Below are 14,560 nucleotides of genomic sequence, written 5' to 3'. Positions count from 1 at the left end.
AGTATCACGCCGCACGAAACAGAGTTCAATTCGCCACGCGCATCTGTTTTAATCGTAAAAACCGATTAGAATTCTATCCCAAGTCACGTCATCATCCCCACCGTCCTCCTCTTGTCCAATACCCCTCCCGAGGCCCGGGGCCTGCCCGCCGCTTCCTTTCCAACCCCTCCTTCCATTGGTCCAAAATAGCTCGGGGGAGTCCGCAGGACGGGGGCAGCGCCCCCCAATCCCAAACGAAACCCCGAAACCACGCCATGCAAATCGACCAAATCGAAACCTTCCTCGACCTTCTCGACACCGGCTCGTTCAACCGCACCGCCGACCGCCTGAACGTCACGCAATCGACCATCTCGGGCCGCGTCAAAGCGCTGGAAAAAGCCCTCGGCGAACGCCTGTTCGAGCGCTCCCGCTCGGGCACGCAGCCCACAACCGCCGCGCTCCGGTTCGAAACCCACGCCCGCGTCCTGCGCCGTGCCTGGGCCGATGCGCAGGCCGACGTCAAACCCTACGGCGCCGCCGTCATGCTGCGGATCGGGATCCAGCACGACCTGCTCGACAACCACGCGGGCGACTGGCTCACCGCGCTGCGCTCGGCGCTGCCCGAGTGTGGCTTCTACGTCGACGGCGATTATTCCCGACAGATGTGCCGCGATCTGGAGGCAGGCGCGCTCGATCTCGGCGTCGTCTTCACCCCGCGTCCCTCGCCCGATCTCTATTTCGAAAGCATGGGCGAAATTCCCTACCGGATGATCTCCACGCAAGCCCAAACCCTCGCGGAGGTCAAAGCAACCGATTACATCCTGCCCAATTACGCGCCCGCCTTCGCGCAAACCCACGCGACACTGCTGCCGGGCCTCTCGGAAGGCACGGTCTCAAGCGGACAGGCCGCCGCCGTGCGGGGCCTCTTGATCGCGCTGCAAGGCACCACCTATCTGCCGTCGGAAATGGCCGAAAGCCTGATCGCCGATGGCACCGCGCACCCCGTTGCCCGCGCCCCCACCATCGCGCAGCCGGTCTTCGTTGCGATGCACCTCAGAAACCGCCACCGCGCGGGCTACCGCCGCATGGCCCGCGTCCTGCAAAACCGCCTGACCCCATGACGGCGATAGGCCCTCCAACGGCCAAAAAGCGACAAAATCTTCTGCCAATTCGACCCGCGCACCGCCTGCTTCTTCTCCTCTTCGCCTCGCCGATGCTGGCCCACACGGCCCATGCCGGCACCGACGACACCATCCCCTTGTCCCACATCGCCCACCGGCACTGTCCCACGGAATACCGCGCGATGATGGCTCTGAGCTCCATGGATTGGGATCAATTCGGCTCCATCAAAACCGACCCCGCGCGCGCCCCAGACATCAACGCCGCGATGAACCGCGACACAACCAGCGTCGTAGCGATATCCACCGCCCTGGGGCACTTTCCGGCGTTCAGCCACCCGGCCACGCACATGCAGGCGCAATTCGATCTCCTGCGCGTCCAATTCGACCTCAGCGATTGCCTGACCCTGTCCGAAGGGCAACATGATCGCGTCGCGACCCTCGCCATACCGCAATCTGATCTGCTGCGCCCTCATCGCGCTGCGCGACACCGGGATTGCGCCACCGACCCTCTCTGCCGGGTTTCCGATACCCACCTTGCCGCCTGCGAAAACGGCGTCCGCGATCAATAAAGGCTGATCTCGCGCAGGCTCACATCGGCCCGGTGATCCCGCCCATAGGCCAGGATCCCGATGCTGATCACATCGCCCGGCGCGAACACCGCCCGCATGCCATCATGGGACGGCCTGAAATCAGCCAAAGCCAACGACACCTCGCTCCAGTCTTCCGTCGTCACGAAAGACGCCCGATACGACTGCCACACCCGCGACAGGCCCGTGGTCCGCAAGAACACGAAATACCGCTCGCCATTGCCCCGCACCCGAAGGCGAAGGCCGTCCGTCCCTTCCGGCCAGCCGCCGTCAAACCGTCGCCGCACCTGAATGAACCCGCCGTTGTTCGCAGTACTGACTTCCCCGGTCAGGCGCAGCGCGCCCTCCTCCAGCCGCGCGCCGCCCCGCGACACGCCGCCCATCACCCCGTCGGCCACGTAATCCCACTGCGCCGCACCCGGCCCGTCGAATGTCTCCCAGACCTGCGCCATTCCCGCCGCTCCCGTCATGCTCAACATCACGCCCAAGGCCATGGCCGCCGCGCGCCGTCTCTTCCGCCGCATATCCGCGCCTCCGCCGGTTCCCCACCGCAACCTAACGCGGTCGTCGCACGAAAAAAGGGCGCTCGAAAGCGCCCTTCGTGATCCCATGGATCTGCGGACCAGGCCCACAGAGGGCGGCCTCACGCCTGCCCCGTCACCTTCGCGATGATATCCTCGACCGAAATGCCCAGCCCTTCGAGCATCGACAGGTCGATCCCGTTCTCCCCCAGAAGCGAAGTCACCGCTTCAAGGTCCAGATCCTGAAGCGCCGAGGCGTCAATCCCGGCCGCGCCCAGCTTCTCCAGAATGCCGTCAATCCCGGCATCGCCCGCGCCGCCCATCAGGCCGCCGATCATATCTCCGATCCCCATTATCGCTCTCCTCGATGTTGAAAGGGTGTCCGCGCACCCTTTCACGCCAGCGTTCCCCGGGCCAAGGGGAAACTCCCCGCCGATGCGGCAAATACATGTCTACAGAAATAGATCTGATGTGTCGGCGACCTCATTGCTTCCATTCAATACGATCCGAAACTCACCGCCTGCGCAAACCTGCACAGTGTTCGCGGCCAACACCTCACATCTCGGCTCCTCCGGCTCCTGGTCGACCAGTTCCATCCGGAACCGTTCGGCCCTTGCAACCACCCCCGACGCCGTTTGAGACACGCTCTACACCATGCACCCGGCGGGCCGCGTGGCCCGCCCCCAAGGTGTCGCCTCGGTCGTGATCGTCGTCATGCGCGACGGCTATATCGAACAGCTCGCCCCCGCTTGGGGTCTTCAACCACCCCCCCAACGAACGCGAAGCGGGCTTTTTCAGTGCGCCAAAGATGACCTTTTTTGCAAACCATCATGGTCGATGGCGGCGCGGCCGTGAACGCTGATCAGCCCCACCTGGGTGGTCCAGTCTTAATGTGAGTGCATGATCGGCCTGGTTTTCATCGTGACGATGGTTTCCGGGGATGGTGGGCCCGGTGGTGCGTTCTGGATCAGCACCATGCAGACCAACCTCAATCCCGACGGCACCATGCGCGACATGGACCGAACTTCTGGCGCCTTCGACCGCATCGGCCCCAACGGCAGCCCCCGGCGCGCGGTATGATGTATCTCGGCGACACGCTGGCCGCGACCTGCTCCGCGCTCGACTGCCCCCCCCGGACAATAGCGGAGAATACAGGCCCTTCGCCAAAGGCGGAAAATTGAGACGTGCCGCCCGACGGCCTGCCCGACCTCGACATCCCCGCCCCTTTCACGCAGCCCTGCGTCCCCGACGTCTCCTGCATCGACGCGCAGGGCGATTTGCGGAATGCACGCCATGGGGGGCTGCGTGTTGCGCCTGTCCCCGGACCGCGCGCTGGTGGAGCAGATCGACCTGCCCGCCACCAACATCACCGCCTGCTGTTTCGGCGGTCCCGATTTGCGCACGCTCTCCGTCACCACCGCCGCCAACCCGCTCTGTGATGCGGACTTGGAAGATCCCCATGAGGGCGCGTTTCTCGCCGTCAAACCCGGCGTCGCGGGCCCGTCGCCGTTTTTCTTTCGCGCCTGAAGGCGGGGGGGTATTTTGCGGGTTAAAATTTCGCAAAAAAGATCGCCTTTTAAAATAGAAAACAGGCACTTATCAATTTGTGCACGCGTGCACATTGCGCACAAACACCTCATATCCCGGCTCTTCCGGCTCCGTATCGACCAGGTCCTGCGGGAACCCTTCGGCCTGCACATCCAGCCCCATGGCGGCCTCCAGAAGCTCGATCATCCGATCCGATTGCGCGCGCTCACCCAGCACCTCTTGCCCGTGCGTCAGCATCTCGATCATCTTCGGGCTGATCTCCAACGGCACGCCATTTCGCTCCGCAATCGTTTGGAACAACCCCACATCCTTCTGGATCAGATCGAGCGTGAAATTCACGTCCCGCGATCCCGACAGGATCAGCTGGCTTTCGGTCTCATGCACGAAGGAATTGCCCGACGAGACCGCAATCGCCTCATAGGTCGTGGCCATATCCACCCCCGCCGCCCGCATCACGCTCAACGCCTCGCACAGCATCAACAAATGCCCCGTCGCGAGGTAATTCGTCATCACCTTCAACGTCGACGCCGCCCCCAGCGGCCCCGTATGCAGCACCCGCCGACCCATCTTCGTCAAAAGCGGGAAGACCCGGTCGAACACCTCCCGTTCGCCGCTCATGTAGATCGAGATATTGCCCGTATCCGCCCGGTGGCACCCGCCCGAGACCGGGCATTCCGCCACCTGCCCGCCGCGCGCCTCGATCATCGGTGCGATGCGCAGGATCTCGGCCGCATCCGTCGTCGACATCTCCATCCAGATCTTGTCCGCGCGCACCTCGGGCAACATCGCCTCTACCACCGCCGCAGACGCCGCAGGCGAGGGCAGGCAGGTGATCACCACGTCGCAATCGCGCATCATCGCCGCCGGATCGCCCCCGGCCTGCGCTCCCCGCGTCTCGAAATCCGCCACCAGCGCGCCGTCCAGATCATGGACCCGCAACGCGACCCCATTGCGCACCAACGACCCTGCCAGCTTGCCGCCAACCGCGCCCAATCCGATAAATCCCACCTGCATGCGACCGTCCCTTGTTATGCGCTGCAACGCTCACCCTGCACGCCGCGATTGGCCCGCCTGTTTCCGACATCTCGTCATCCAACCCGACCGCCAATCGCTTCCAATGCCGCCACAAACCGCCGATGCGCCGGGCCTCCATGGGCCAAAAGCTTGACCTCGATCACATGCTCGGGTTCTTCCCGCACCACCGACAACAGCAATGCTGGCTGGCCGTTCGGGGGCCAGTAGCCGATCGCGGTATCAGCCTCGAAGGCGATCGTGGCCACCTCCGACCATTCGTCCGCCTCCATCAGATCATCATGGACGTCCTGCGGCACCGACACCGCAACCGGTCCCTGCCCCCGTTGCGCAGTGATCTGCCGAGCCAGCGCATCGGCAAAACGCGCGACCTCCGCATCAATCACCTCGTGCTCCAACGAAACCGACCGGGGTGGCAGCGTGTAGGCCAATGGCAGATCGAACGCGAACAGTTGATGCTCGGCGGCTGCGGCCTGCGGCGGGGCGGCCCTATCAGACAAACCATCCCGCCACGCATCCCACCTTTCCTGAAGCCGCTCCCACAAGGAGGGGCGCATCATCCGGCCGACGTCGAAATCGATCCCCTTGGCCTTCAGGTCCTGGGAAACCTGCCGTGCCTCTGCAAGCGCACGGTTCTCCTGCCGCTCCATGGCGCGGACAGCCGCATCCTGCGTCGCGCCCGAAATGGCAACCAGCTCTGCCACCGTTTCCGCCTGCAACACATCGGCCAGATCCGGCACGGCCCCGCCTTGCGGATAGCTCCAGACCTGATCGCGCGCATTCACACCAGAACCTCGCAGACATGTACCGCGTTCCGCACCTCCGGCGCGCCCACCGGGATCGTCTGGAACACCGGCGTGCGGTAGACCTCACGCCACGCGCCCGCCGCCTCATAGCGCCGGGTCGCCTCCAGATACGCCGCCTCCTGCCCCGCATCGTGGCGCATCGAATAGATCAACCATCCGCCCTTGCGCGTCACCCGGATCAGATCGTCAAAGGCTTCGGGCGGCGCATGGCCCGGCGTGATCGTGCCCGCACTGATCGTGGCCGCAAATTGCCCGGTCTCGAACGGCAAATCCCCGCCAAGAGCGTCCTCCACCAACGTGTCATAGATTCCCTTGGCCCGCGCCACCTCCAACATGCCGGGCGACAGATCAAGGCCCGTCACCCCGCGATAGCCAAGCGCATGCAACGGCTCCATCTGCAACCCGCCGCCGCATCCCGCATCCAGGATCGGCATCGCGTCCACCGGCACAAAACGCGCCACCGCCGCCGCCATGATCCACGGCAACCGGTAGCCGCCCGCCATCAACTCGGTCTCATACCGATCGGCCCAGGCATTGTACTTCGCCTGCGCTGCCTCCGGCGTGGTCGCATCATATGCCTTGTCGAGTTCCGCCATCTTCATGTCCTCCGCTCGCGCGCCCCAATGTCACCGCGCACCCACGGTCTGGCAAGGCCGCGCTGCCCTACACCCGCCGCAGGACCGGACCACGCTCAGACGCGTGCGCCGCCCTCAACCCAGTCCCGATCGGGAAAACACGTTTACCCAGCCGATATTTTCACGTTACGGTTGACTTCACACGAAACAATGACGCGCAAGAAACACCAGTCATCTTGTGGAATAAGGGCGCGCGTGCCGTTCAAGCGCCCATTGCCGTCGCAGACGACCAATGTCGTGCAGACACATCCACCAAACTGCACCCACCGGTCACCCTTGGGAGGAGACAAAAAATGGCCGTACAGCCACCCATCACGGACCTCGATATTCCAACCGCAGACAGCGGGTTTTATAAAGGCTTCACGACGGCTGTGGCGATTTCCGCCAAGTTTATCGTGGCCCTTCTGATCATCTGGGCCCTCTTGCCGCCCGATACGCTGACCTTCGGGCCCGCCGCCGAAGGCTCTTCGGCGCTCTTCGTCGATGGCGATGGCAACGTCTCCTACACCGCAAGCACCATTCTGGGCGCGATCAACTCGATCATCCTGGCCTCGTTCAACTACTGGTATGTCTACGTGATGGCGTTTTTCGTCATCCTCTGCATTGCGCTGGCCCTCTGGCCCACGGCGGGGCGACTCAAGATGGGGTCCGAAGATGATCGGCCCGAGTTTTCCAATTTCTCTTGGTTTTCCATGATGTTCGGCGCGGGCATCGGCATCGGTATGCTGACTTTCGCCACCGCCGAACCGATGTATCACTGGGCCAACAACCCCGACGTGATCCAGGGCGCTGCCGCCGGGTCCAGCGCGGAAAGCGTGCGCTCGGCCTATGTCTGGTCGTTCACCCACTGGGGCCTCGCGGCCTGGGCCTCCTACGCGGTGGTCGGTCTGGCGCTTGGCTACTACGCCTACCGCCGGAATCTGCCGCTGACGATCCGCTCCGCGCTGGTGCCGATCTTCGGACGTTCGATGGAAGGCACGCTTGGCCATGTCGTCGATATCGTGGCCGTTGTCGCCACCGTTCTTGGCGTCTCGCAGACGCTCGGCTTCGGGGTCGAGCAATTCGTCTCGGGCCTCGTGCGCATCGGCGTGGGCGACTGGCTTCAGACCACCGCAGCCGATGGCACGGTCAGTTCCTCGACAATGGGCATCGTCGTGGCGCTTGTGGTGATCATGGGCGCCTCGACCCTCTCCGCGCTTTCGGGCGTCGGCAAAGGCATCAAGTGGCTCTCCAACATCAACATGGGGCTCAGTTTCTTCATCCTCGCCTTCTTCCTGGTGTTCGGCTCGACCTTCTTCGGCCTGCAGGCCTTTTTCGTCGGCATCTTCGATTACCTCGTGTCGATCCCCGGCAACATCTTTACCGTCTGGGTCTCGGACGGTGTCGACGGGTCCGAGGCTTCGCAATTGTCCGGTTGGCAGGGCGGCTGGACCATCTTCTACTGGGCCTGGTGGATCGCCTTCGCGCCGTTTGTCGGCGTGTTCCTGGCGCGCATCTCCAAGGGGCGCACGGTGCGTGAATACGTGCTTGGCGCAATGATCGTGCCCGCGCTGATGTGTTTCATCTGGTTCGCAATCGTCGGTGGCACGGCCATCGACCTGGAGTTGAACGGCGACGCCGCAGGTGCCATCACCGGCGCCGGGCAAGCCGATCAGCTCTTTGCCATGCTCGCCGTCATCCTCAGCGATAACCTCGCGTGGCTCATGTCGGTGATCGTCGTGATCCTGCTGCTGACCTACCTGGTCACATCGGCGGACTCGGCCGTTTTGATCATCAATACGATCAACGCCGCCGGTGATGAGGGCCCCAAGGCCCGCCCGCATATCCTGTTCTGGGGCATCGCCCTGGCGCTTGTGGTGGGCGGCTTGATCATCGCAGGCGGGCTTGGCGCGATCCAGACCGCCATGGTGATCGGCGCGCTCCCGTTCAGCCTGGTTATGGTGCTGATGGGCCTGGCGCTGATCAAGGCGATTTACAATGACGGTCGCCGCCTCAAGGCGGGCATGCCAACCACCCATGAGGAAACCGTCAGCACCCCGGCCGAGTGATCCCGATCGTCGTCACACACCCTAAGCGGGCCGCCCAACGCGGACCGATTCCCCCCCCTTCCAACAAGTCCCGCAACACGTCCTGCCCCGCTGGTCCCCTGGCCCGCGCTCCGCTTCCGGATTTCCTTACCTTCTGCCACGCTGGATTATCCACTACGTGTTTGGTGAAAATGAACATCGTTCAAAAATCGACATGCGGACCCCGGCGCGCCCGGCACTAGCGAGGCATCCACCCATGGCCAGCACATCCAAACTCACCCGCCGCGCTCTCCTCCTCGGTGCCGGGGCGGCGGGTGGCTACCTCGCGGGCCGCGCCTGGGCTCCGGGGCTCAGCCAATTGGACGGCGTCGCCCGCATCGGGACCGGTCCGGAGGGGCTCGTCCTCAACGACGCCTCCGAACTGATGGCAACGCCGATCCACATCCACCAACGCCCCGCCGCCCACGGCGATGCCCTGATCGAGGCCTTCCGCACCGAACTCGCCGCCGCGCAGTCCGAGGACCGCCCCGTCTGCGTCTCCGCCGCGCGCCATTCAATGGGCGGGCAATCCATTCCCCGCTACGGCCATGCGATCACCGTCGATGACGCCTGGTTAGAGCCCGACACCGCCGCCGGAACCTACCGCGTGAACGGCGGCGCGCGCTGGCGCGATGTGATCGCAGCCCTCGACCCTATCGGCTTCTCGCCCGCCGTGATGCAGTCGAACCACGACTTCGGCGTCGCCGCCACGTTCTCCGTCGGCGCCCACGGCTGGCCCGTTCCCTACGGCCCGATGGGCGCCACCGTCCGCGAGATCCGCATGGTCCTGCCCTCCGGCGATCTCATCACCGCGTCACGCACGGAAAACACCCAACTCTTCCAGATGGCAATGGGCGGCTTTGGCCTCACCGGCCTGATCGTCGACCTGATCGTCGACATGGTCCCCAACCAACGCCTCACCCCGGCGTTTGAGACCATGGCCGCCGCCGATTTCCCCGCCCGCTTCCGCGCCGCCGTGGACGACCCGACCAAACCCATGGCTTACGGGCGGCTCAACGTCACCCGCGAGACCCTCTTCGACGAGGCGCTCGTGGTCACCTACACTCCCACCCCCGACCAATCCGACATCCCCGCCGCCACCGAAAGCGGCTGGCTCTCCCACGCCGCTTCCTACCTCTACCGTGGCCAGGTCGGGCGCGAAGGCATGAAGGACTGGCGCTGGTGGGTCGAAACCGCGCTTGGCCCTCGCTTCGCCGGCGACAGCACGCGCAATAGCCTGATGAACGAACCCATCGTCACCCTCGATGACCGAGACCCGACCCGCGTCGATATCCTACACGAATACTTCATTCCCTTCGACGCCTTTGACGGCTTCCTCGCGGCTTGCCGCGACGTGATCCCCGACGCGTTTGTTGAATTCCTCAACGTCACGCTGCGCTTCGTCGACGCCGACACCGACAGCTTCCTGCCCCACTCCCCCGGCCCGACCATCGCCGCCGTCATGTCCTTCACCCAGGAGCTGACCGCCCGCGCCGAGGCCGACCACCGACGCATGACCCAGGCCCTGATCGAGCGCGTCCTCGCCATCGGCGGGCGCTACTACCTGCCCTACCGCCCCCACGCGACGCAGGATCAATTCACCCGCGCATACCCCCGCGCCACCGACCTTGCCGCCCTCAAACGCGAGATCGACCCGAATCTCACTCTCCGCAACAACCTCTGGGACAGCTACATGGCCCCCCTCTGACACCGATCCCAGACGCAACCCCGGCCTCAACACGCCCCCGCCCTTCCTTGTTTCAAAAATCCTCCGGGGGAGTCCGCAGGACGGGGGCAGCGCCCCCAAACCACCCCAAACCACCCCGAAACCCCGCCGCTTCGATAAGGACCACCGCCCATGTCCCTGATCCGCCGCCTCTGCCTCGTCTACGCCGCCGTGCTCCTCGCGGTGGCCGCAATCAACTACATTCCCGGCCTGACCGACGACAGCGGCCTGGCCTTCGGCATCTTCGCACTCGACCCGTTCGACGACGCGCTGCACCTGGCCTCGGCGATCTGGGCCTTCCTCGCTGGGCTGATCTCCAACCGCTCGGCCCGCACGTTCCTGCTGATCTTCGGGGCCGCCTACCTCGCCGATGGCATCTTCGGCATCTTCACCGGCTGGGGCTTTCTGGATTTCGCGATCTTCACCAACGAAAGCCTTGGGCCCGAATTCTCCTTCCTGCGCCTTGCCGCCAACTCGCCGCACATCGGGCTCGGTGCCATCGCGCTTGGCGCGGGCCTCACCCTGGGCCGCCGCGTATGAAACCCCTCGCCACTCTCCTCAAACGCACGCTTCAGCTTCTCCTGATGCTGGTGCTCACCCTCGCGGCCCCCTCGCTCTATGTCGAAACCATGTGCCGCGGCTCCGGTACGCCCACCCCGTCCACCCCGCTCAGCGCCGAGGCCCGGCCCGAGATCCGCACCCTCTTGACCTATCCCGAATGGCACATCGTGCATGCCTATGACGATTACGCCACACTCATCGACGCGGGCGATCCGCACGACTTCGGCTATATCCGCGCCATCGGCGGCTATTGGTCCTCGCTCTGCACGCTGACCCGCGCCGCCGCCGATCTGGGCGAGATCGACGGCGGAACACGGCAACTCGTCCATGTCATCGGCGTGTCCTTCACCGTCGAGATGCTGATGAAGGGCCTTTATGAGGAAACCATTGGTCGCGTCGCCACAATCGCGCGTGGCCCGGCCCACAGCCCGCTCGATGACCTCTCCGCGCAGCAGGCCGCCCGCTACGCCGCCTTCCTGCAACAGGTCCCTTGGTATCAGTACGATTTCCGCGCCGATGCCGCAGCGCTTGACGCAGCCGCCACCGAAGCCCTGCGCGACCGCGAACGCAGCCTCGCCCTCGGCCTGGAACATCGCGCCCGCGCCTCCTATGCCGATGTCATCGCGCAGGCCGTCGCCGCCACCGGCTTTGACGATCTCACCCTGCAGATGGTTGTCACCGGCCTCACGCCGGACCAGATCGAAGCGACCACCGGCGTCACGATCCTGCGCGAGATCCCCGGTGGCGGGGTCGAGGTCGAAACACCCCGCTACCGCGTGCTCACCGGCATCCTCGCCGAATGGGCCGATCAGGGTGCCACGATCCGCGACATGGCCGGCAATGATCAGATCTTGTTTACCGCCCTCTCCGACACGGCCGATTTCGACGATGCGCTCGCATCCCTCCCCCGGCAGGGCTACGGCGACACGCGGCACCTGTTTCTGGTGCCCGTCCCCGATCTCGCGGAGGCGCTGCGCAGCCTTGCGGATCGCGGCCTGACGCTGGAGCATGTTCATGACTACTGACGCAGATGCGCCCAGATGGGCACAGTTTCGCGGCCCCGCGCGGCGCGGACAAACCCTGACCATCTCTGCCCCGATGGTCACATGTTGAAGCGCCTCCTGATCGCGCTTCCGGTGGTCTTCGTGGCCTGGATCGGCGTGCTCGCCCTGGTCATGCGCCTTGGAGGCGACGCGCCCGCCGCCTTCGTGCCCTTCCCGCCCACTGATCTGGTCGGCCAATTGCCGTCGGATATAGCCATAACGGGCCGCTCGCCAATCTCTCTAACCCTTGGTTCCGAAACGGAAAATCTCCCCGCGCAGCTCTACGCCGCCGGCGCTTGGCTGGTGCTGCCGGCAGGGCTCGAGGCCTGCATCCCAAACTTCCTGCGCGAAACACCCTGAGCGCCTGCAAGGCCTCATGCTACACTGCGCCCATGCAGATCGCTTCCCCCATCAAATCCGCCTGACCACACGACCATTTGCCCCGCTTGTTAACCAAGCGCGGGCTCATTTTTGCAGTTGCCAAGGCCCGGTTTGCCGAACCCGTGTTCCAGAATATCAACGACATGGCCTTGACCTACCATCGCGGCAAACGCCGCTGAACGCCCTTGTTTCATTAGCCCAAGCCCCGCCGCCCAAATAAAAAAAGGGCGCGCCGGTTTCCCGACGCGCCCCCAATCTCAAACGTTCAATCCGCTTTAGCGATGCAGATCGAAGCGGTCGTTTTCCATGACCTGAACCCAAGCGGCGATGAAATCATCGACCATTTTCCGGTCCGCGTCGTTGCAGGCATAGACCTCCGCAACCGCGCGCAGCTGGCTGTTGGAGCCGAATACAAGGTCCACAACGGTCGCCGTCCAGGTCAACGCGCCCGAGGCGTCGCGCCCTTCCAGAACACCGCTATCCGTCGGCGTCCAGGTCGTGTCCATGCTCAGCAAGTTCTTGAAAAACTTGTTGTTCAGCACACCGGGTGTGTCGGTCAGGACCCCATGTTTACTGTCGCCATGGGTTGCCCCAAGCGCCCGCATGCCGCCCATCAGAACCGTCATCTGAGGCATGGTCAGGCCCAGAAGCTGCGCCTTGTCGACCATCATATCTGCCGGCTCACGCAAGCTGAACGGCGCGTGGTAGTTGCGGAACGCGTCCGACTTGGGCTCCAACACGTCGTAGGCTTCCACGTCCGTCTGCTCCTGCGACGCATCCCCACGGCCCGAATTGAACGGCACGGTGACGTCGTAGCCGCCCGCTTTCGCCGCCGCTTCAATCGCAGCACCGCCGCCCAGAACTATCAGATCCGCCATCGAAACGGGCTTGCCGAACCCGGCCTGGATACCTTCCAACGCCTTGAGAACCTTGGACAGTTCCGCCGGGTTGTTGACCTCCCAGTCCTTGGCAGGCGCCAGGCGGATACGCGCACCATTGGCCCCGCCCCGCTTGTCGCTGCCCCGGAAGCTCGCCGCCGAGCCCCAGGCCACGCGCACCAGTTCCTGCACCGAAAGACCGGCGTCCATGATCTGCGACTTGAGCGTTGCAACGTCGGCATCCGACAACGTCGGTCCTTCGGGAACGGGGTCCTGCCACAGCAATTCCTCGCTTGGCACATCCGGACCCAGATAGCGCGCCACCGGACCCATATCGCGGTGGGTCAGCTTGTACCAAGCCCGCGCGAACGCATCTGCGAATTTGTCAGGGTTGGCGTGGAAATCGCGGCTGATCTTTTCATAGGCCGGGTCCATGCGCATCGCCATGTCCGCAGTCGTCATCATGATATGGGTCTTACCCTGCCCATCGGCAGTGGGCGCCATATCTTCCTCTTTCAGATCGATGGGTTGCCATTGCTGCGCGCCGGCGGGCGACTTGGTCAATTCCCACTCGTATCCGAAGAGCATATCAAAATAACCCATGTCCCACTGCGTCGGGTTTGGCGTCCAGGCGCCTTCGATCCCCGAGGTCGTGGCATGGATGCCTTTGCCGGATTCAAAGCCGTTCTTCCAGCCAAGGCCAAGCTGTTCCAACGGCGCACCTTCCGGCTCGGCTGCAACCAGTTCGGGATCGCCTGCGCCATGCGCCTTACCGAAGGTGTGACCCCCAGCGACAAGTGCTACGGTTTCTTCGTCATTCATCGCCATCCGGGCAAACGTGTCGCGGATATCATGGGCCGAGGCCAGCGGGTCCGGGGTCCCGTTCGGACCTTCGGGATTGACGTAGATCAGACCCATCTGAACCGCCGCCAGCGGGTTTTCCAGATCGCGGTCGCCGGAATAGCGCTCGTCACCAAGCCACGCAGCTTCCGGCCCCCAGTAAATGTCCTCGTCGGGTTCCCATACGTCTTCACGTCCGCCGGCGAAGCCGAAGGTTTTGAAGCCCATCGATTCAAGCGACATGTTGCCCGCCAGAATGAACAGATCGGCCCAGGACAGCGACTTGCCGTACTTCTCTTTGATCGGCCACAAAAGGCGGCGCGCCTTGTCGAGATTGCCGTTGTCGGGCCAGGAGTTCAGCGGCGCAAACCGGTGCGTGCCATTGCCCGCGCCACCGCGCCCGTCATAGGTGCGATAAGTTCCGGCAGAGTGCCACGCAAGGCGGATCATCAAGCCGCCGTAATGGCCGTAATCCGCGGGCCACCAATCCTGACTTTCGGTCAGCAGCGCTTTGACGTCGGCCTTGACCTGCTCCAAATTGAGCTTCTGAAATTCCTTTGCGTAATCAAACGCTTCACCCATCGGGTCGAGTTTCGGCGAATTGCCGTTCAGCGGTTTGAGGTTGAGCTGGTTCGGCCACCAATGCTCATTTGCGGTGCTGGCGCTGGGTTGCTTGCCCGGTCCGTGCATCACGGGGCAGCGGCCTGTCGAAATCGGGGCTCCATCCATCATTTTATTCTTCCCTGCTGGCTGTTGAGGTGGCACGCGGCACACCGGTCTTGCGACTCGCGATTGCCTCGTTTTTACCAGCCCAACTCTATTAGCTACAGTTGTAT

15 protein-coding genes are annotated in these 14,560 nt (G+C 64.0%); 9 read left to right on the top strand and 6 right to left on the bottom strand.

Going from position 1 to position 14,560, the window contains the following annotated elements; translation table 11 throughout:
• The first annotated feature begins 254 nt into the window (after positions 1-254).
• Together V8J83_RS00940 and V8J83_RS00935 are read left to right on the top strand one after the other, a co-directional pair.
• Positions 255-1,100, top strand: coding sequence for a LysR family transcriptional regulator (locus V8J83_RS00940; RefSeq protein ID WP_339982461.1), 846 nt, complete (start codon positions 255-257; stop codon positions 1,098-1,100).
• 92 nt (positions 1,101-1,192) lie between these two features.
• Entirely contained in the window at positions 1,193-1,669 is a 477-nt protein-coding gene (locus V8J83_RS00935) for a hypothetical protein (RefSeq protein ID WP_339982459.1), read from the top strand.
• On the opposite strand, the gene V8J83_RS00930 is transcribed toward V8J83_RS00935, so the two are convergent.
• Together V8J83_RS00930 and V8J83_RS00925 are read right to left on the bottom strand one after the other, a co-directional pair.
• Complete coding sequence (locus V8J83_RS00930; RefSeq protein ID WP_339982457.1) at positions 1,663-2,211, bottom strand: CIA30 family protein; 549 nt, start codon at positions 2,209-2,211, stop codon at positions 1,663-1,665. The genes V8J83_RS00935 and V8J83_RS00930 overlap by 7 nt on opposite strands.
• Before the next feature lie 119 nt (positions 2,212-2,330).
• Positions 2,331-2,561, bottom strand: coding sequence for a hypothetical protein (locus V8J83_RS00925; protein WP_339982455.1), 231 nt, complete (start codon positions 2,559-2,561; stop codon positions 2,331-2,333).
• Between the two features lie 547 nt (positions 2,562-3,108).
• Here V8J83_RS00925 and V8J83_RS00920 point away from each other — a divergent pair.
• The gene (locus tag V8J83_RS00920; RefSeq protein ID WP_339982452.1) at positions 3,109-3,288 is read left to right on the top strand and encodes a hypothetical protein; all 180 of its coding nucleotides are present in this window, start codon (positions 3,109-3,111) and stop codon (positions 3,286-3,288) included.
• Positions 3,289-3,492: 204 nt separating this feature from the next.
• A complete protein-coding gene (locus V8J83_RS00915) occupies positions 3,493-3,735 on the top strand; it encodes an SMP-30/gluconolactonase/LRE family protein (protein WP_339982450.1) in 243 nt (80 codons plus the stop codon).
• 72 nt (positions 3,736-3,807) lie between these two features.
• On the opposite strand, the gene V8J83_RS00910 is transcribed toward V8J83_RS00915, so the two are convergent.
• The 3 genes from V8J83_RS00910 to V8J83_RS00900 all read right to left on the bottom strand — a co-directional run bounded on the left by V8J83_RS00910 (position 3,808) and on the right by V8J83_RS00900 (position 6,190).
• Positions 3,808-4,770: an NAD(P)-dependent oxidoreductase gene (locus V8J83_RS00910; RefSeq protein ID WP_339982447.1), complete on the bottom strand. Its 963-nt coding sequence runs from the start codon at positions 4,768-4,770 to the stop codon at positions 3,808-3,810.
• A 74-nt stretch (positions 4,771-4,844) separates the two neighbouring features.
• Positions 4,845-5,573, bottom strand: coding sequence for a hypothetical protein (locus tag V8J83_RS00905; RefSeq protein WP_339982444.1), 729 nt, complete (start codon positions 5,571-5,573; stop codon positions 4,845-4,847).
• Positions 5,570-6,190 (bottom strand): class I SAM-dependent DNA methyltransferase, encoded by a 621-nt coding sequence (locus V8J83_RS00900; protein ID WP_339982442.1) that lies wholly within the window; start codon positions 6,188-6,190, stop codon positions 5,570-5,572. The genes V8J83_RS00905 and V8J83_RS00900 overlap by 4 nt, the downstream gene beginning before the upstream one ends.
• A gap of 332 nt (positions 6,191-6,522) precedes the next feature.
• Here V8J83_RS00900 and V8J83_RS00895 point away from each other — a divergent pair, with 332 nt between their 5' ends.
• From V8J83_RS00895 to V8J83_RS00875, 5 genes are all read left to right on the top strand, one after another.
• The gene (locus tag V8J83_RS00895; RefSeq protein WP_339982440.1) at positions 6,523-8,277 is read left to right on the top strand and encodes a BCCT family transporter; all 1,755 of its coding nucleotides are present in this window, start codon (positions 6,523-6,525) and stop codon (positions 8,275-8,277) included.
• 235 nt (positions 8,278-8,512) lie between these two features.
• Positions 8,513-10,003, top strand: a complete 1,491-nt coding sequence (locus V8J83_RS00890) for an FAD-binding oxidoreductase (RefSeq protein WP_339982437.1) — start codon at positions 8,513-8,515, stop codon at positions 10,001-10,003.
• 150 nt (positions 10,004-10,153) lie between these two features.
• Positions 10,154-10,561: a DUF4383 domain-containing protein gene (locus V8J83_RS00885; protein WP_339982435.1), complete on the top strand. Its 408-nt coding sequence runs from the start codon at positions 10,154-10,156 to the stop codon at positions 10,559-10,561.
• Complete coding sequence (locus tag V8J83_RS00880; RefSeq protein WP_339982432.1) at positions 10,558-11,607, top strand: hypothetical protein; 1,050 nt, start codon at positions 10,558-10,560, stop codon at positions 11,605-11,607. The genes V8J83_RS00885 and V8J83_RS00880 overlap by 4 nt, the downstream gene beginning before the upstream one ends.
• Positions 11,608-11,688: 81 nt before the next feature.
• Positions 11,689-11,985 carry a hypothetical protein gene (locus tag V8J83_RS00875; protein ID WP_339982429.1) on the top strand — a complete coding sequence of 99 codons (297 nt, stop codon included), beginning with the start codon at positions 11,689-11,691 and terminating at the stop codon, positions 11,983-11,985.
• Positions 11,986-12,281: 296 nt separating this feature from the next.
• Here the strand turns inward: V8J83_RS00875 and katG are convergent, their stop codons facing one another.
• Positions 12,282-14,453 carry a catalase/peroxidase HPI gene (katG, locus tag V8J83_RS00870; protein WP_339985928.1) on the bottom strand — a complete coding sequence of 724 codons (2,172 nt, stop codon included), beginning with the start codon at positions 14,451-14,453 and terminating at the stop codon, positions 12,282-12,284.
• Positions 14,454-14,560 lie beyond the last annotated feature (107 nt).

Source organism: Gymnodinialimonas ulvae (genome assembly GCF_037543845.1).
In the GTDB taxonomy this organism is placed as follows: Bacteria; Pseudomonadota; Alphaproteobacteria; order Rhodobacterales; family Rhodobacteraceae; genus Gymnodinialimonas; species Gymnodinialimonas ulvae.
This window is presented reverse-complemented; position numbering and strand designations above follow the sequence as displayed.